Raw genomic sequence first — 17,367 nt, 5'->3', positions numbered from 1 at the left:
AACCAGTCCATTCTCATATAAAATCGGGCACGACCGGCAATGCGGTACGTGCCCAATTGTGTTTCTAAAACAATCCGATTGCCCTCCCGTGTTCGTCGACATCCATTTGATAAGCAGCCGGTTTTTTGGGGAGGCCCGGCATTGTCATCATTTCACCCGTCAAAGCCACGATAAAGCCGGCACCAATCTTCGGCTTTAATTCTCTTACATGAATGGTAAAGTCAGTTGGCCGGCCCAGCTTGGCAGGATCATCGGATAGCGAATATTGGGTTTTCGCCATGCAAACCGGCAAATTCCCCCATCCATTGTCTGCAAATTCCTGGAGCTGCTTTAGGGCCTTAACGGAGAATTCAACCTCTTTTCCGCCATAAACCTTTTGGACGATGGTTCTGATCTTTTCATCCAATGGAGCTGCAATGTCATATAGATATCGAAACTTCCGGCCGTTCGACTCGATTTCATGTAAAACCTTCTCCGCAAGATCCATTCCGCCTGCTCCGCCTTTTGCCCAAACTTCAGTTAAGGAAACCGGGATGGAGTTGCTTGCACACCACTCTTGCAGCAATTGGATTTCAGATTCCGAGTCTGCCGCAAACCGGTTGATGGCCACGACAAAAGGCAATCCGAATTCGGAAATGGTTTCTGTATGTTTCTTCAAGTTTGCCAGCCCCTTTTCCAACCCTGCAATGTTCTCATGCTGGAGCCCGTCTTTTGGTACACCGCCATGCATTTTCAGTGCACGGATGGTAGCGACGATCACCACTGCCGAGGGCTTAAAGCCTGCACTTCTGGACTTGATGTGAAGGAATTTCTCCGCCCCGAGATCAGCGCCGAACCCTGATTCCGTAACGACATAGTCGGCCAGTTTCGCTGCCGTTTTCGTAGCCATTATACTGTTGCACCCGTGTGCTATATTGGCAAAAGGACCGCCGTGGATAATGGCCGGCGTATGCTCGATCGTTTGCACCAAATTAGGTTTTAAGGCATCTTTCAGCAATAGGGCCAGAGCTCCTTCTCCTCCCAGATCTTTTACGGTGACCGGCCGGCGGTCAATGTCATAGGCGATGACCATTTTGGATAATCTTCGTTTCAAATCAGCCAAATCGGCCGCCAGGCAAAGCACCGCCATGATTTCTGAAGCGACAGTGATGTCAAACCCATCTTCACGCGGAATACCTTGACCCGGGCCGCCCAGTCCGACGACAACCTGTCTAAGGGCACGGTCATTTAGATCGACTGCCCTTTTCCAAACGATCCTCCTCTGGTCAATCCGCAATTCATTACCTTGGTGCATATGGTTGTCCAGCAGCGCAGCAAGTGCGTTGTTGGCAGTTGTGATTGCATGAAGGTCACCGGTAAAATGCAGGTTGATATCCTCCATCGGCAGCACTTGCGCATATCCACCCCCGGTGGCTCCGCCTTTGATTCCCATCGTGGGCCCAAGAGACGGTTCTCTTAGCGCGATTATCGTCTTTTTTCCAAGTCTTGAGAGGGCGTCGCCCAAACCAACGGTAACAGTGGACTTGCCCTCTCCGGCCGGGGTTGGATTAATGGACGTGACCAAGATGATCTTTCCGTTTTTATTTTTTTCCAGTTCCGCGATTTTTTTATATGAAATTTTCGCTTTATACTTTCCAAATAACTCAATGTCATCCTCGGTCAGACTAATTTTTTCAGCGATTTCAGGAATGGGAACCAATTCGGAACTTTGGGCTATTTCAATATCACTTAACGGTTTCTTCTCAACCATGGGCCAACCTCCCTGTATGTTCAGTTCAAAATGGTCGCAAGAAATATTTTTACATGCATTACTGTCGTTTTACTCGCTTGACTGTCCAAAATAGACTTCTTCATACGGCTGAACTACGACAAAGCCTTCACCTTCAAATTTCATTTGGATCGATTCGCCGCTTCCCCTGCCAAAAAATGTTTTCAACTGAACGTCAGTTACGAATTCGGGCGACAGGCTCCCTGACCAGGCGACGGTTGCATTGGGATCCGTAAATACGGGGTTTCCCCGCACAACAGCCAAAGTTAATGGTTCATAATGGGTGGTAATGGCAGTCATGCCGGTTCCTTCGATTTTAATATGAAACAAACCGCCGGCCATCATTCCGGCAATCCTCCGCATGAGCTTGATATCCCATGAAAGATCCGGTTCAAAGGCAAGCAAATTGTTTCCGTTCACAAACAGGGAGTCATTTTTTAAATTCAGGATGGAAATTTTCTTCCCGGCATCGGCCAGGTACAGTTTCCCGTTTCCATTTGCTTTCATCAGCGGGGTTCCTTCTCCGGTGAACGTTTTTTTAAACAGCCTTCCGATGCCATGTTCAAAAATCCCTTCCCGCTCAAACTTAATATTTCCCCGGTATGACACCATTGCTCCCGCTTTTGCCCATATCTGCCCGTTCAAATTGACCTCCAATAAACGGGGAGTTTCCAATTCAAACAAGCCTTCGCCTTTGTCAGCTTGTTGTGTTTCCTGAATAAATTCACTGATGGAATAACGGTTATGTACCATCGTTTACCTCCCCCGGCCATTGGTATTATTTGTTTGCTTCTTCTTCCTCGGACCTGTCATGAATCAGCTTTAAATCTGCCGCTCTTTCCGGGTTCTCTTCAAAATATTGGACAAGATCCCCGATTCGATCAATGGAATCCCAGCTCAAGTGGTGTTCGATTCCCTCTACGTCTTCATAAATATTCTCCTGCTTGACGCCAATGATTTTTAAAAACTTTTCCAAAAGATCGTGGCGCTCAACAAGGCGCTTGCCAATCTTTTTTCCTTTTGCCGTCAGGATAAGTCCCCGGTATCTTTCATAAATAATGTAGCTTTCACGGTCAAGTTTTTGAACCATTTTCGTTACTGAGGAGGGATGGACTTCCAAAGCTTCTGCAATATCGGAAACCCGTGCATATCCTTTGTTGTTGATCAACAAATAAATCTGTTCTATATAATCCTCCATGCTTGGAGTCGGCATGATAATCCCTCCAAATACCAATGATAAACATCTAAAAGTTTACTATATATAGCAGCTTTTAACAAGTAAAGACACAATGAAAGTCCTTTGTTTTATTCCAATTTTCAAAAAAGTGATCATAACTTTGCGGGGATTTCTTGACTCGTGAAAGCGTGTAGTGTATAGTTGATTTATCATTGAAGCAAAATAAGTGAAATGGACAGATTTTTCAGTTGTTTTGTTTTGTGATAATATTTTCACATGGCACATGGCAGTGCCGTAAGATTTTAGGAGGATTAAGTGCATGCAAAACGGAAAAGTAAAATGGTTTAACAACGAAAAAGGCTACGGTTTTATTGAAGTTGAAGGCGGGGACGATGTATTCGTACATTTCACTGCCATCCAAGGTGAAGGCTTTAAAACTCTGGAAGAAGGCCAGGAAGTTTCTTTTGAAATCGTTGAAGGAAACCGTGGACCTCAGGCGGCTAACGTTAACAAAGTAACCACAATATAAAACGCACAAGGCTGACGGCATGTCAGCCTTTTTTTATTGTTCAAATAGGAACAGGCGCAGGCCCGCCTCAATGGTATCATCGATTCAATCCGGTCTTCTCCGTATTTAACAATTCCTTGCCTTTTTCCTTTAAGGTGCTCCCAACCGTACATTGATTGATGCAGAATTGATGTGCATATGTCTTGCTGTACATTTTTCGGAAGTGCTTTTTTAAAAAGCAATCGGTGCAGTAATGCTGAAGGATTTCTTCGATTTCTTTTAACACGTTCGTACGACTCATGGCAAAACATCTCCCGGCATCCAAAGCTTCTACACTAACTTGGTATGACTATGGATGAATTTATTTTCAAGTGCCTGGCGCGCCAATTTATCCGCTTCCTTGTTATCAGACCTTGAGATCACTTCCAGCACAGGCATGATATGAAGTTCATTTAATTTCATTTCAATTTTGTCCAGCCAGTTGCATAACTCCGGCTGATAACAGGGCCATTCACCGGCAAGCTGCTTTAATGCGCCCTGCCCGTCGCCCTTGATGGTGCAAGGTGTATGGCGAATGCCCAGCTCTTCCAACATGCTGACGGCATTGAACAGTGCCGCATATTCGGCTTCGTTGCTGGAGGCAATTCCATCCAATTTATCGTTGCATCTCAATCGAAATCGGTCATCGCCTTTTTCATAATAGATGGCAATGCCGATACCTGTTTCACCGCTCCCTTTCTGATAGCCTCCATCGAAAAAAATAATGGGGTTCCGCGCTTCGGCCTCGACTTTTTTCTTTAATTTCCCGAACTCCTTCAGGCTCCATTCCGCGCCCATATCATCCAGTACGGTTATTGTCTTTATTCCGCGCAGCTTGGAAAAATCGTTCAGGATAAATTCAAGCATTTGGTCGTCAAACCAATTGGTTTCGAATTGCACTTCAGCCTGATTGGGAGTTCTGTATCGCAAGATTAACTTAATCTTCATTCCGCAGCCCTCCCGTAAATGTCGTTGGCTCCTTGCTTTCATTTCGATATAATCGTTTGTATTAGTATGATATTTCCCGCAAAAAGAAAAAATAACCGAGTCAGGAGATGGACGGATGATTGAGATATACATTGATGGAGCCAGTGCCGGAGATCCGGGGCCGAGCGGTGCAGGCATTTTTATCAAAAATGAAGGCAAGGGCGAACAATATGCCATCCCGCTTGGGATTGCCAGCAACCACGAAGCTGAATTTCTTGCTCTCATCAAAGCGTTGGAGCTTTGTTTGGGAGAGAAAAATGCCATCATTTCGGTTCGGTCTGATTCCGCTCTCGTTGTGGATGCCATTGAAAAGCGGTTTGTGAAAAATAAAAAATACACGCACCTGCTTGATCAGGCACTCCGGCTGACAGAACAATTCAACCTTTTTTTCATTAAATGGGTGCCTTCAAAAGAGAATAAAAAAGCGGACGAACTCGCCAAACAAGCGATTCGCTTAAACTGATTTAATTGGTCACCTGTTTAGCAAATGGATGACCGGCATCTTTTTTCAAAAGTTCCAGTTGCTTTCGCACGACATGTAATTCGTGTTCATTCACATAATCGAAGGCGGACCGCGGGATATTACTCCAAAAAGCTTTTTCAAAGTCAAATCGGAAAGGGGTCCTGCAATTAATTTTGGCAAGCTCTCGTGATATATGCATCATTTCCATATGAGTCTCGATTTTTGAACGCTGGGACGGCGTGACATCGGATAAATTTTCCAGAAGGGTTTCTATGCTGCCGAAACGCCGGATGAATGCAAGTGCGGTTTTTTCGCCAATGCCTTTTACTCCCGGATACCCGTCGCTTGGATCGCCCATCAGCGCTTTTACGTCTACGAGCTGATGCGGCTCAAGCTGGTATTCCTCTTGAAATATAGCCTTTGTATACTTTGCATAATTGCCGATTCCCTTTTGTAAAAGCCATACGTTGACTTTTTCATCAACGACCTGCAAAAGATCGCGGTCACCTGTTAATACCGTCATTTTGGCATTGTGCCGGTACTGGGAGCAAATCGTTCCGATGCAGTCATCCGCCTCATAGCCCCTTACACCGATATTCGGAATGTCAAAAGCATCTGTCGCTTCCTTCGCAAGGTCAAATTGCGGGATTAATTCAAGCGGCGGTTCTCCCCTGTTAGATTTATAATCTTGAAAAATATCATTCCTGTAAGTTTTGCTGCCCATATCCCAACAGACGGCGATATGGGATGGCGATGCGGCTTCCACGGCTGACAGTACATGTCTCAAGTACCCTTGGACTGCATTGGTCGGGATACCTTTGCTGTTAAACATAAATTGTTTTCTGATTGAAGTGGCATAAAAGGCCCGGAAAAGCAGCGCCATGCCATCAATAACCAATAAGTGATTTTCTTTCATTGAAAGATCGCACCTGCATTCCTGTAAATTACCATCCATTATAACATATCAACACAGGGCTTTGGGGCCCTGCATTTGTTTGTACGGATCCGGTTTCGAAAAAACGCGCCTCTATGGCTCATTTCCCTTCACAACTCTATTTTCCGGGCGGGAAACCCAGTCGGAATAACTGCCCGCATACAGCTTTACGTTTTGAAAACCGGCTTCCAAGAGCGCGATGACGTTTGGCGTGGCGGTAACACCAGATCCGCAATAAACAATGATGTCATCTTCTTTGTTTATAGGGGAGAATCTTTTTTTCTGTTCTTCCGGATTTTTCCAATGACCGTCCTTAAAGCCTTCGGTCCATTCACGGTTAATCGCGCCCGGGATATGGCCCGGGATGCGGTCGAGCGGTTCATTTAACCCCAAATAACGTTCCTTTGCCCGAGAATCGATCAAAACAGCCGAACGGGCTATTGTCTGCTTTTTTACCTCTTCATAGGAAGCTAAAATGGAATCATCCAACTGGACCGCAAACTTGGCGGGTTCATATTCCGGAATCGCGCCCGTAACAAGCAATCCCGCTTTTTCCCAAGCTCTCATGCCCCCATCAAGAACGAAAACATGTTGATGGCCCGCATATTTCATCAGCCACCAAAAACGGGAAGCGAAACAGCCCTCGCCCCCATCATAGGCAACGACCTGCGTATGGTTGCCAATACCGGCATCTTCCAATTTTCTTTTGAATGTCTCCATATCAGGCAGAGGGTGCCGCCCGCCATGGCTGCCCACTTTCCCGGACAGGTCGGATGCCAAATCAAAGTAGACAGCACCGGGGATGTGCTTTAAATGATATATTTCCTTGCCTTTGGAGGGGTCTGCCAAATCATACGTGCAGTCTATGATTCTTACATTCCCGTCCCCGATTTTTTCTTTAAGCCACTGGATTGATTTGACATGCTTCATCTCTTCTCTCTCCTTATATTACAAACTGGCTAATTCGTTGCGCAGGCGAATCCATTCGGACAAGCTGCCGGCTTCTTCAAATGCAGCAACCCATGCCGCAAATTGTTCTTCCATATCCCGTTGTAAATGTTCCCTGAGAAGATTGAATTCACGTTCCAGCAAACGCCGATAATGCAGGCTCAATTTTTCCAACCCTTCCTGCAAATACTCGTCTGCAAGCGGCGAGAGCAATGATTCCAAGTATTCTTCCATTCTTTTTTTCTCGTTTTGTTCGAAAAAGGATTTTGGATTCTTGAAATATTTAAAAGCACCTTCAAATCGGCGCTTTTCAACCGTTTGAAAAGCAGGGACAAAATCGATGGATTCCGCTTTGCCAAATTCGATTGGAGAAACGGCCAGTTCCTTTTGAATGTTTTTCGCTTCTGCTAACATGTGTTCAAACCGCTCTTGCAGCAGCTTTTTCATAAACTGTTCAAGACGCAATGAGGTTGCCCTCAGTTCCTGGGCAAAATCAAAACCGGCCGCCTGTACATATTCGTCCAACGCTTTTTTAAGCGAATCACGATGATGGTTTTGCAAGCTTGCGGGGTTGAAAGCTTCCTTGAAAAAATCCGGCAGTCTGAAAAATACCCTCTGTTTGACGTAATGGATTAATTCCTTTGCTTCCTGATGCAGCCGATCCGGGATGGATCCCAATTGAACCCCGCCGAGCCATCGATTCAACTGATCCCTTGATTCAAGCAACTTGCGTTTTCTTTCTTCTTTTATATGTTCATCCTCACTCGCAGCAGCAATCATTTGGTCGAGCATCGTAGTGGCCCGTTGAAATTCCGCTACGGCGGATTGCACTGCCATTTGCGTCAAATCGGATTCAAGAAACTGCTGAAACACATGCCGGAAATCGTCTATGCCCGATTGGCCCCTCATGTCCGGCAGCTGGGCCTGCTTGCTCGATAAGCCAAAAATTCTTGGAAAACGGATGCCGTATTCCGTGAGCTGGTTTTTGACATAATGCAGTACGTCATCCACCTCATCTTTGGAAGAAGCCAGATCAATGGCATTGACGATAAAGAACATCTTATCCAGTTCAAAAGCATCCTTCACTCTTCCCAATTGGATGAGAAACTCCCGGTCTGCTTTTGAAAAAGCATGGTTGTAGTAGGTGACGAATAAAATGGCGTCCGAGTTTTTGATGTAATCGAAAGCGACACCGGTATGTCTTGCATTGATCGAATCGGCTCCGGGTGTGTCAACGAGCGTGACTCCTTTGCGGGTAAACGGACAATCATAATATAGATCTATTGATTCGACAAAGCACGATTGTGATTCAACAGCAACAAAATGATGGAATTCCTGCAAATCAGCCAGCAGATGATTGCCAAGTTGATCCTTAAAAGTTTCATAGCCGGCTTGGAATGCGGATAGGAACGACAAATGAACTTTTTCTTTCGCCTCCGCGTGGCTGTCTTGTTTTGCCAATACGGAAGGAATCATAGAATGGGCTTCATCCAGCGAACCCGCCGTATGGCCAAACAGCTGCAACGACTGGCTGACGTCTGCAAGCATGTCCCCCGAACTTTTGAGGCGCACGACGGCTGTGCCATGTTCATGCCCGTGATTTGGCGGGCAGATCCGGCTAATGGCCGCCGTTGTCGGGTTGGGTGATACCGGCAGGACTTTTTCACCGAGCAGCGCATTGGCAAAAGACGATTTTCCGGCGCTAAAAGCGCCAAATAAAGCAATGGTAAAATTGCTTTCTTTTAATCTGTCCACTTTTTTCCGTAATTGTTCTGCGATTCGCTGAAAACTTTTTTCTTTGGACAGCAGAGTAGCTGCTTTCTCTATTTTAGTGATCGATTCATCAAAAGAGAAAGCCGGAATGGCCTCCCTTTCCTGTTTGCATTCGTTTTGCCGTGTTTGCTTTTTACGCTTATCCGGCATGCTCCGGGTTTCATCGTAAACCGTCACATTCCGCTCAAGGGTTTTCCATTCTGAAATCATGTTTGTTAACCGTTCTTCTTCGTTTCCGGTAGGCTTTGTCACAACGGCTGCTTTTTGCTCAAACTCTTTTTCGATTTCTGCGGCTTTTGCAAGGGCGCTCGTAATTTCTTTCACTTGCTTCAGTTCCTTGTGAAGCGAGTTGATTTCTTTTTCCGCCTTCTTTTCAATTTCTTCTTTGATCGCCTGTTTGAGCTCTTCGGATTGGCTGGCTGCTGTCCTTTTGAGGCGGGTTGCAATTTCTTCGCAATAATTAAGGACATATTCCCCCGTTACACGGGCTCCTTTTTTTATTGTATCAATGAACAGGCGGTCGTCCATTTCCATTTTTAAGCTTTGGGCGGCAGATTCAAGTCCGGAATTGAATACTTGCGCTTCAGAAAGCTTTTTGGCAAACAGCTCGCGCATATGCCACTCAACTTCCGTTTCAACCTGCTTTTTTACCTGTTCGGAAAAAGTGCGAAGCCGCCGTTGCTTTTCGGCTTCCGTTTTTGCTTTGCTTCTAAAGAAACCGACTTTAAAATCAGGTTGAAAAGCCTCCAAAAATTTTTCTGCCGCCGCCCTCGTTTCATACGGCATTAAATAGGCGTTTTTAAATAATTTTTCTCGCTCCTGATCCAATGCGTATGCCCATTTGTTACCCATTTCGGTTAACTCGGTGATTTTCCTTTCAAGGTTTGCTTCTTTTTGGAATGCTTCACCGATATGTTCCTCCGAATATCCCGATATAATATTGTCAAATGGTTCGATTTCCAGGATCTTTTGTTCCTGAAGCCAATTGGTATGTTCTGCAATCAATTGGCTCTGGGCTGTTCGAACAGTTTTTTCCATCCATTCTTTATGGTGGAGCATCGCTTCGCGAAGCACATTTTTTACATCCGGGAACTCGTTGAAAGGATGATCCGGTTGTTTCAGTGTCGTGAAAAAAATTCTATCCGGATGGACATCCCAGGCTTCGAATGCAAGCTGCACAGACTTTTTATAGTCCTCAAAAGACAGTTCGCTATCATTATGTTTATCAATTTGATTGATAATTAAATAAAGCCTTGTCCCGTGCATTAACAGGTTTTTTGTATAAATAAAGTTTAATTCCGATTGTACATGGTTGTAGTCCATCACATAAAAAACGAGATCGGCCAAATGAAGTGCCGATTCGGTTGACAGCCGGTGGGCATCATCTGTGGAGTCGACCCCGGGGGTGTCCATTATCGTGATCCCTTTCGGGATTTTCCCGTTCATTTTGCCGATTTCAATTTCGAGCACATCACCATTTTTGCAAAATTCCTTCACTGTTTCAAAGCTGTATGGCGCGTGAAATATAAGCGGTTTCTTATTGTGATAATGCACTTTGGAAAATTCCCGGTCGGACCCATATACTTTCACAAGGTTCGCGCTTGTCGGAATCGGGCTTGACGGAAGAACTTCTTCTCCAACCAAAGCATTGATCATGGTGGATTTGCCTGCAGAAAAATGCCCGCTGAAGGCAGCGATAAATTCGTTGGAATAGATTTTTTTAAGCAATTTTTTGGTTTTGCCGGTACGTTCCAAGTCGCCATTTTGTTCAAATCTTTCGATTAACGTTAATGATTTTTCAAGCAAGGAAAGCCTTGCGTTTTTTTCCGCTACTTTAAGCATGCTTATGACTAACCCCTTAATTTACTATTTTATCTCCCTATCCTCCATTTTACCTAATTTTTCGCTTTTTTCCCATAGTAATCGTCAGAAATAAGCATCATAATCGGTATTTTCCTTGAGCGCCTTTTCTTCCATTGGAATTCTTACCATTAAAATGACCTGGTTTAATATAAAAAAGACAGACGCCGTAACGTATGCTTGAAATAATAAAGGGATGACCAGCAACTCAATTGTCACAATCAAATAATTCGGATGCTTCATATATTTAAACGGACCCTTTTTAACCATCTTCGCGCCTGGCAGCACGATGATTTTTGTATTCCAAAACCGGCCCAGGCTGGAAATGACCCAGACCCGTGCCAATTGAACGATGATAAAGAGGATGAGGAGAAACGGCCAGTAAGGATTTAAAGGCCGGCTTGTCAGCAGCGTTTCTGCGATTAAAAAAAGAAAAAAACCGACATGAATCAAAACCATAAATCTGTAATGATCCCGGCCATACTCCTTGGCGCCCCGCTCTTTCATCCAGCGCTCATTGCTTTTGGCCATCAACAGTTCGGCAACCCGCTGGCAAATGATAAAGACCAAAAAAATCAAGAAAAACATCATTTCCACCTGACCAAGAGCATTTCCGAACTAAAACCCGGGCCAAGTGCCGCAATCAGGCCATATTCCCCGGGGGCGATTTGTTTTTCCATGAAACGTTTCAGGATGAATAAAACAGTGGGAGAGGACATATTACCAAAATTTTCCAGAACTTCCAAAGAATCTGCTGTTTTATGAGGGGACAGGCCAAGGGACTTTTCATAGGCAGAAACGACTTTTTTTCCGCCGGGATGGGCGATAAAATGGTCAATATCATTAATATCAAGACCGTGAGCATCCAAAAATTCATTCACATTCGGTTCCAACCAACTCTCAATCAGGGCGGGAATGCTTTTTGCAAAGACGACATACAGTCCATTATCCTTGATGTCCCATCCCATAACATCCAAAGAATTTTCCAGCAATGTGGATTGCGTATCAATAATGAAAGGAACATGCTGCTTTGGTTTTTTTTCAATAAATGCTTGATCACCTGCAATAAGAACGGCCGCAGCCCCGTCTGAAAATAGGGAAGTGCCGATCAAATTGCTTTTGGAAACATCATCTTTTTGGAAGGTTAAGCTGCACAACTCAACAGCGACAACGAGGACCTTTTGATCGGGGAATGCCCGGCAATATTCAAATGCCCTGGAAAGTCCCGCTGCACCTCCCGCGCAGCCAAGACCCCAAATCGGAATTCTCTTCATATTCCGGGAAAACGGCAATTCGTTCATCAATCTGGCATCCAGGCTGGGCGTTGCCAGTCCGGAGGTGCAAACCAAGAAAACGGCACTGATTTCCCCGTGATCTACATGTATTTCACGGAGACATTCATTGACCGCCTGCTTGCACAAGCCGAGCGCCGATTCAATGAAAGCGGCGTTTTTTTCAGAAAAGGAATGGTCCTTTTCGTACCATTCCAGTTTTTTTGCAATATGTCTTTTTTTAATTTGGCCATTGTGAAAGACAGAAAGCAAACGCTCCAAATTCTTAAAGGACCGGGAAAATAATTTTCTTGCCAAGGCAAGCGCCTCGTCTTGTGAAACGATATGTTCAGGGACTCCTGTTCCGACTGATAGGATCTGCGGCAACTTCATATCCCCTTTCTTCTTTGTCTTTAGGTGTTTGAGTGTTTTAATTCCTCCAGCAGGTCAAAAAACCGGGGAAAAGAAATACCGATCGCCTCGTTGTTTTCAATGGCCGTTTCTCCTTTGGCGAGACAGGAGGCAATGGCAAGCATCATTCCGATTCGATGGTCCCCATGGCTGTCTACCGTTGCAGGATGGAGTTTCGATTTTCCATAAATTTTCATCCCGTCTTCCGTTGCTTCAATCCGCGCTCCCATTTTGGATAGTTCTTTTACAACCGTCTCGATTCGGTTCGTTTCTTTTACTTTAAGCTCGGCTGCATCTTTTATGATCGTTGTTCCGTCCGCTTGTGTCGCGGCCAGGGCAATAACAGGGATTTCATCAATTAAGCGGGGAATGATGTCTCCGCCGATTTCAATGCCTTTTAAGGAAGAAGTTTTAACCGTGATATCGGCTACAGGTTCAATGGAACTTTCATCTTTTCTTTCCATTAATATATCTGCGCCCATTTCTTTTAACACGTCTATTATGCCAGTTCTCGTCGGATTTATTCCTGTATTAAGAATGGTTAATTCGCTGTTTGGAACGATCAGTCCCGCAACGAGGAAAAAAGCGGCGGAAGAAATGTCTCCCGGTATATGGATTGTCGTTCCTCTTAAAGTTTGGTTTCCCTTTATTGATTTTTTCAAACCATCTTCTTCCACTTCACAGCCGAATAAACGCAGCATTCTTTCCGTATGGTCTCTTGACAGTTGCGGCTCGGTGACGGACGTTACGCCATCCGCCCGAAGTCCGGCCAATAATACGGCCGATTTCACTTGTGCACTTGCAACCGGTGAGATATAATCTATCCCGGTTAATGAGCCGCCGCGAATGCTGAGCGGAGTAAAGCTCCCATTTTCCCTGCCATCAATTTTCGCCCCCATTTTTAAAAGCGGCTGCACCACCCTGTCCATCGGCCTTTTGGCAATGGACTCATCGCCTATCAAGCAAGCGTGAAAAGCAGCATTCGCCAAAATCCCCAAAAGAAGGCGGATCGTTGTTCCGGAGTTTCGTACGTCCAATATCTCTTTCGGTTCCTGCAGCCCGTCAATCCCGCGGCCCCTAATTTCCACATCATCTTCATTTCTTTCGATCTGGACGCCCATTTTTTGAAAACAATCGATTGTACGAAGACAATCGTCTCCCGTTAAAAGCCCGTGAATCTTAGTCGTCCCTTCTGCAATCGAACCAAACATGACTGCCCGGTGGGAAATCGATTTATCACCCGGAACGCTGAGGGTGCCTTTTAGCCGGATTCCCTCATCTGTCTTTAACAGCATGCTCATCAAGCATCCTCCTTTACATGTTCAAATACGTCTCAAACCCGGTTTTTTCCAAGCACGTCTTGGCCCGCTGCCTGTCTTCATCCGTTTGGAAACTTAAGCGGAGAACACCAAACACGTCTTCCCTTGCTTCAATGATCCGAATGTTCGTCAAACTGATTTGTTCTTCCGCCAAAATAGTTGTAACGCGGGAGATGACACCCGGTTTATCCAGCACATCGACGAACAAGTCGTAAAAAGCATCAATGGCGCCTTTTGCACGAACCGGAAGGGAGTCCCTGAATTTTTTGGCCCCTGAAAAATAATGATAAATATGATCCCCGTTCCCCGTTTCAACTAGCGACTTGACGAAATTCATTTCATCAATCCATTCGCTTAGCAATTCCAGCAAGCTTGACTTGTTTTGCAAAATAATGTCCCGCCACATTTCCGGACTGCTGGAAGCAATCCGGGTAATATCGCGGAAGCCGCCCGCTGCGAGCCAGCGGACACGATCATTGGTTTGGGCATGGCTTTCGACCTGGCGGACAAGGCTTGATGCAATCATGTGCGGCAAATGGCTGACGACGCCTGTTATCTGGTCATGCTCTTTGGGATCCATCACGACAAAATTGGCTTTCGTGCCTTTCAACCAGCCTTTCAACTCAACAATTTTGCTTTCATCGGTTTGGGCTGAAGGGGTTAATACGTAAAAAGCATTTTCAAACAAATGCACCCTTGCACTCCCGGCCCCCGTCTTGTGGGATCCGGCCATCGGATGACCGCCGATAAAAGTGACCCCCTTTTGGTTGAGGATTTCAGCCTTTTCCATAATTTTCCCCTTCGTGCTGCCAACATCCGTGACAATAGCGTTTTGTTTTAAAGGCAATTCAGAAAGCCGCCCGATCATATGGCCCACTTCCTCAACCGGGCAGGCCAGAATGATCAAGTCACTTAAAACAGCCTCTTGTTCAAGTGATGATGCAATTTCATCGATGATTTGCATCTTTTCGGCAAGTTTGCAGTTTTCTTCATTCAAGTCAAATCCGACTATGCGGGCTTGATGTTCTTTTTTGATTGCAAGAGCGATCGAACCGCCAATGAGCCCTACACCTGCAATTAACACACGTCTTTCCAAATGATGTCCCTCTCTATCTGTCTATTGTGTAACGAGCACCATCTTTTCCAATAGTTGAAAAAGCTCTTCGTTTTGCTCTTTTGTCCCAACCGTAATTCGGATGCCGTTTGGAAACGGCCTGACGACGAAACCTTTTTCCAGTAAATATTGAAAAACGTCCGCGCTTTCTTTTCCCGGAATGCGAATGAATATAAAATTCCCTTGCGAAGGGTAATATTCAAAATTGTGCCGTTTGCATATGTCGTAAAATTTCTGCAATTCATTGACGTTTTCACTGACGCACTTTTCCACAAAGGTTTGATCTTGCAGCGCCGCTATGGCTGCTGTTTGCGCAAGTGCGGAAGTATTGAACGGAAGCCGCGCCACGTCCAATTGTTTTATAAGTCCCGCATCCGCGATCCCGTAACCGATGCGGAATGCTGCCAAACCATATGCTTTTGAGAAAGTACGCATAATAAGCAGATTTTTATAACGGTCCAGCAACGGAATCGTATCCGGATAATCGTCTGCCGCTGCATACTCATAATAAGCTTCATCCAACACCACCAGCGCATGGGGTGGGACCATTTTTAAAAATGCCTGGAGCTCCTCCCGGTTTACATATGTCCCGGTCGGATTATTCGGATTGCAAATCCAGACAACTTGCGTGCGCTCATCGATTTGGGCCGCCATCGCGTTTAAATCGTGGCAGCCATCTTTCAATGGCACTTCCCTAATTTCCGCTTTCTGGATGACCGCATGGTGGCGATATTGGGAAAAAGTTTCAGCTGCCATCACCGTATTGGAATCTTCGGAAAGCATTGCCCTGCTGATAATTTGAATCAACTCATCCAAACCGCTTGTAAAAATAAGCTGATGTTCATCCACTTCCAGCAATTTGGCTACTTTTTCTCTTAGCGTCACAGCGGCTCCGTCAGGATAAACAGCAAAATTTTCCAAGGAAGAAATGGCTTCACGTACGAGCGGTGAAGAACCGTATGGGTTTTCGTTCGACGCCAATTTGACAATCTTCGTTAATCCGTATTCCCGTTTCACCTCTTCGCTTGATTTTCCGGGGGAATAGGCTTTTAAAGTCAACAGTTCACGGTTTACCTTTACTTCTTTCATGTTGAGCCCTCCTTTATATTTTTTTGGCCTAGAATCTTTTTGCATAAGCCTTATATTGATTAATATTTTCCTTAATTTGGCCGATCTGGTCATGCCCAAATTGATCTAACACCGCATGGGCCAATTCCCAGGCTACTACGGATTCGGCCACGACGCTTGCTGCCGGCACCGCGCAGCTGTCAGAACGTTCGATGCTTGCCTGGAAAGGCTCCTTTGTATCAATATCCACGCTGTTCAACGGTTTGTACAGTGTAGGAATCGGCTTCATCACGCCTCTGATGACGATTGGCATTCCGGTCGACATGCCGCCTTCCAGCCCCCCGGCATTATTCGTCTTTCTTGTATAGCCTTTCTCTTCATCCCAAATAATTTCATCGTGTACGAGGCTTCCCGGTTTATGGGCTGCTTGAAATCCGACACCAATTTCAACACCTTTAAATGCGTTAATGCTCATGATGGCGCCTGCAAGTTTGGAATCAAGCTTCCTGTCGTAATGGACATAACTGCCGACACCGATCGGCATGCCCTCTGCGATTACTTCAACAATGCCGCCGATGGAATCCCCCTGCTCTTTTGCATCATCGATGGCTCTCATCATTTTTTCGGCAGCCGCTTCATCGAGGCACCGGACAGGAGAAGCCTCTGTTCTTTCCTGGAGATCCTCAATGCTTTCATACTTGACATTCTCTGCTTTGACTCCCCCGATTTCCAGAACATGCCCGCCGATGTTGATGCCCAGCTCAGAAAGAACGATTCTGGCAACGGCGCCGGCCGCCACCCTTGCCGTCGTTTCTCGGGCTGAAGAACGTTCAAGGACATTTCGCATATCACGATGGCCATATTTAATGGCGCCGTTTAAATCTGCATGACCCGGGCGCGGCCTGGTAATTTGCCTTTTTACTTCTTCTTGTTCCGCTTCTGTCAGGGGTTCGGCTCCCATAATTTTTCTCCAATGTTTAAAATCGCGGTTTGTCACAACGAGCGTGATCGGAGAGCCGATCGTTTTGCCATGGCGAACCCCGCTTAAAATTTGCACTTCATCCTTTTCAATTTGCATCCTTCTGCCGCGGCCATACCCTTTTTGTCTTCGGGCCAACTGTTCATTGATCATGTCCGCCGTTAGCGCCAGCCCTGCGGGAACTCCCTCCAAAATCGCCGTCAGCTGCGGGCCGTGTGATTCCCCTGCCGTTAAATATCTCATTGCCAAAAACCTCCAATTTAAAAATAAATATTAAAAAATCGCCCCTGCCATAAGCAGGGACGATTGATCATCGCGGTACCACCCTCGTTGCGGAAATATTTTCCGCCTCTTCATACAGATAACGGATGTCCCGTCTTTTCTTACTTGTGCAGCACGTGCCAAACGTTCAGAAAAGAAGCTCGAGGCCGTAATTCATGTTCATTTATATACTGGTTCCCACCATCCACCAGCTCTCTGAAACAGTGAAATGAACATTACTTTCTCCTTGTCATTGCCGATTATCAAAGTTATTTATCATTAATTTTTACCACATAAACCTTCGTTTGTAAAGGTGCATTTTCATCATCATAACAAATTGATGAACATCTCTCACAATCCTTTTTTCCTCATTTTTTACCGCTGTTACATCAACAATGTGCAAACAATTTAAGCTAATTGCGATGTCTCGTAAATCCAAACAGTCCAAGGGCTAGAACGAAGGCATAAAAAAATTTTCCCCCAACAA

The 17,367-nt window shown here is 45.4% G+C and carries 16 protein-coding genes and 1 other annotated feature; of the genes, 2 read left to right on the top strand and 14 right to left on the bottom strand.

The features are described from left to right. Positions 1-64 precede the first annotated feature (64 nt). The 3 genes from AB1L08_RS13055 to mntR all read right to left on the bottom strand — a co-directional run bounded on the left by AB1L08_RS13055 (position 65) and on the right by mntR (position 2,981). Positions 65-1,750: a formate--tetrahydrofolate ligase gene (locus tag AB1L08_RS13055; protein ID WP_413065101.1), complete on the bottom strand. Its 1,686-nt coding sequence runs from the start codon at positions 1,748-1,750 to the stop codon at positions 65-67. Positions 1,751-1,819: 69 nt separating this feature from the next. Continuing rightward, positions 1,820-2,521 carry an AIM24 family protein gene (locus tag AB1L08_RS13050; RefSeq protein ID WP_413065100.1) on the bottom strand — a complete coding sequence of 234 codons (702 nt, stop codon included), beginning with the start codon at positions 2,519-2,521 and terminating at the stop codon, positions 1,820-1,822. 25 nt (positions 2,522-2,546) lie between these two features. Beyond that, positions 2,547-2,981 carry a transcriptional regulator MntR gene (gene mntR, locus AB1L08_RS13045; RefSeq protein ID WP_413065099.1) on the bottom strand — a complete coding sequence of 145 codons (435 nt, stop codon included), beginning with the start codon at positions 2,979-2,981 and terminating at the stop codon, positions 2,547-2,549. A gap of 283 nt (positions 2,982-3,264) precedes the next feature. Between mntR and cspD the strand changes: the two genes are divergently transcribed. Continuing rightward, positions 3,265-3,474: a cold-shock protein CspD gene (cspD, locus tag AB1L08_RS13040; protein WP_077113364.1), complete on the top strand. Its 210-nt coding sequence runs from the start codon at positions 3,265-3,267 to the stop codon at positions 3,472-3,474. 76 nt (positions 3,475-3,550) lie between these two features. On the opposite strand, the gene AB1L08_RS13035 is transcribed toward cspD, so the two are convergent. Together AB1L08_RS13035 and AB1L08_RS13030 are read right to left on the bottom strand one after the other, a co-directional pair. Next, complete coding sequence (locus tag AB1L08_RS13035; RefSeq protein WP_413065098.1) at positions 3,551-3,754, bottom strand: zinc-finger domain-containing protein; 204 nt, start codon at positions 3,752-3,754, stop codon at positions 3,551-3,553. Between the two features lie 29 nt (positions 3,755-3,783). After that, complete coding sequence (locus tag AB1L08_RS13030; RefSeq protein ID WP_413065097.1) at positions 3,784-4,440, bottom strand: reverse transcriptase-like protein; 657 nt, start codon at positions 4,438-4,440, stop codon at positions 3,784-3,786. Between the two features lie 115 nt (positions 4,441-4,555). On the opposite strand from AB1L08_RS13030, the gene AB1L08_RS13025 reads away from it, so the two are divergent. Further along, complete coding sequence (locus AB1L08_RS13025; protein ID WP_413065096.1) at positions 4,556-4,942, top strand: RNase H family protein; 387 nt, start codon at positions 4,556-4,558, stop codon at positions 4,940-4,942. Between the two features lies 1 nt (position 4,943). Here AB1L08_RS13025 and AB1L08_RS13020 read toward each other — a convergent pair whose 3' ends face one another. From AB1L08_RS13020 to aroC, 9 genes are all read right to left on the bottom strand, one after another. Then, positions 4,944-5,858 (bottom strand): 5'-3' exonuclease, encoded by a 915-nt coding sequence (locus tag AB1L08_RS13020; protein ID WP_413065095.1) that lies wholly within the window; start codon positions 5,856-5,858, stop codon positions 4,944-4,946. Between the two features lie 111 nt (positions 5,859-5,969). Further along, on the bottom strand, positions 5,970-6,806 hold the full coding sequence (locus tag AB1L08_RS13015; RefSeq protein ID WP_413065094.1) for a sulfurtransferase: 837 nt from the start codon (positions 6,804-6,806) through the stop codon (positions 5,970-5,972). 18 nt (positions 6,807-6,824) lie between these two features. Next, a complete protein-coding gene (locus tag AB1L08_RS13010) occupies positions 6,825-10,439 on the bottom strand; it encodes a dynamin family protein (protein WP_413065093.1) in 3,615 nt (1,204 codons plus the stop codon). 84 nt (positions 10,440-10,523) lie between these two features. Then, positions 10,524-11,045, bottom strand: coding sequence for an isoprenylcysteine carboxyl methyltransferase family protein (locus tag AB1L08_RS13005; RefSeq protein ID WP_413065092.1), 522 nt, complete (start codon positions 11,043-11,045; stop codon positions 10,524-10,526). Further along, entirely contained in the window at positions 11,045-12,115 is a 1,071-nt protein-coding gene (locus tag AB1L08_RS13000; protein WP_413065122.1) for a type III polyketide synthase, read from the bottom strand. The genes AB1L08_RS13005 and AB1L08_RS13000 overlap by 1 nt, the downstream gene beginning before the upstream one ends. 26 nt (positions 12,116-12,141) lie before the next feature. Beyond that, positions 12,142-13,440 (bottom strand): 3-phosphoshikimate 1-carboxyvinyltransferase, encoded by a 1,299-nt coding sequence (gene aroA, locus AB1L08_RS12995; protein WP_413065091.1) that lies wholly within the window; start codon positions 13,438-13,440, stop codon positions 12,142-12,144. 13 nt (positions 13,441-13,453) lie between these two features. Beyond that, positions 13,454-14,554, bottom strand: coding sequence for a prephenate dehydrogenase (locus AB1L08_RS12990; RefSeq protein WP_413065090.1), 1,101 nt, complete (start codon positions 14,552-14,554; stop codon positions 13,454-13,456). Between the two features lie 21 nt (positions 14,555-14,575). Next, positions 14,576-15,661 carry a histidinol-phosphate transaminase gene (gene hisC, locus AB1L08_RS12985; protein WP_413065089.1) on the bottom strand — a complete coding sequence of 362 codons (1,086 nt, stop codon included), beginning with the start codon at positions 15,659-15,661 and terminating at the stop codon, positions 14,576-14,578. A gap of 28 nt (positions 15,662-15,689) precedes the next feature. Next, positions 15,690-16,862: a chorismate synthase gene (gene aroC, locus AB1L08_RS12980; RefSeq protein ID WP_413065088.1), complete on the bottom strand. Its 1,173-nt coding sequence runs from the start codon at positions 16,860-16,862 to the stop codon at positions 15,690-15,692. 52 nt (positions 16,863-16,914) lie between these two features. Further along, positions 16,915-17,143, bottom strand: a binding site (T-box leader). Between the last annotated feature and the right edge of the window lie 224 nt (positions 17,144-17,367).

Source organism: Siminovitchia jepli, assembly GCF_047228825.1.
In the GTDB taxonomy this organism is placed as follows: Bacteria; Bacillota; Bacilli; order Bacillales; family Bacillaceae_C; genus Siminovitchia.
The sequence above is the reverse complement of the archived record's forward strand: the minus strand, read 5'-3'. Positions and strand labels throughout refer to the sequence as shown.

What these genes read in the sequence shown, in the direction of transcription:
- AB1L08_RS13005 (WP_413065092.1), bottom strand. Translation starts at nt 11,045, where the DNA reads ATGTTTTTCTTGATTTTTTTGGTCTTTATCATTTGCCAGCGGGTTGCC.
- AB1L08_RS13020 (WP_413065095.1), bottom strand. Translation starts at nt 5,858, where the DNA reads ATGAAAGAAAATCACTTATTGGTTATTGATGGCATGGCGCTGCTTTTC.
- hisC (WP_413065089.1), bottom strand. Translation starts at nt 15,661, where the DNA reads ATGAAAGAAGTAAAGGTAAACCGTGAACTGTTGACTTTAAAAGCCTAT.
- AB1L08_RS13035 (WP_413065098.1), bottom strand. Translation starts at nt 3,754, where the DNA reads ATGAGTCGTACGAACGTGTTAAAAGAAATCGAAGAAATCCTTCAGCAT.
- AB1L08_RS13015 (WP_413065094.1), bottom strand. Translation starts at nt 6,806, where the DNA reads ATGAAGCATGTCAAATCAATCCAGTGGCTTAAAGAAAAAATCGGGGAC.
- aroC (WP_413065088.1), bottom strand. Translation starts at nt 16,862, where the DNA reads ATGAGATATTTAACGGCAGGGGAATCACACGGCCCGCAGCTGACGGCG.
- cspD (WP_077113364.1), top strand. Translation starts at nt 3,265, where the DNA reads ATGCAAAACGGAAAAGTAAAATGGTTTAACAACGAAAAAGGCTACGGT.
- AB1L08_RS13030 (WP_413065097.1), bottom strand. Translation starts at nt 4,440, where the DNA reads ATGAAGATTAAGTTAATCTTGCGATACAGAACTCCCAATCAGGCTGAA.
- aroA (WP_413065091.1), bottom strand. Translation starts at nt 13,440, where the DNA reads ATGAGCATGCTGTTAAAGACAGATGAGGGAATCCGGCTAAAAGGCACC.
- AB1L08_RS13025 (WP_413065096.1), top strand. Translation starts at nt 4,556, where the DNA reads ATGATTGAGATATACATTGATGGAGCCAGTGCCGGAGATCCGGGGCCG.
- AB1L08_RS13010 (WP_413065093.1), bottom strand. Translation starts at nt 10,439, where the DNA reads ATGCTTAAAGTAGCGGAAAAAAACGCAAGGCTTTCCTTGCTTGAAAAA.
- AB1L08_RS13050 (WP_413065100.1), bottom strand. Translation starts at nt 2,521, where the DNA reads ATGGTACATAACCGTTATTCCATCAGTGAATTTATTCAGGAAACACAA.
- AB1L08_RS13055 (WP_413065101.1), bottom strand. Translation starts at nt 1,750, where the DNA reads ATGGTTGAGAAGAAACCGTTAAGTGATATTGAAATAGCCCAAAGTTCC.
- mntR (WP_413065099.1), bottom strand. Translation starts at nt 2,981, where the DNA reads ATGCCGACTCCAAGCATGGAGGATTATATAGAACAGATTTATTTGTTG.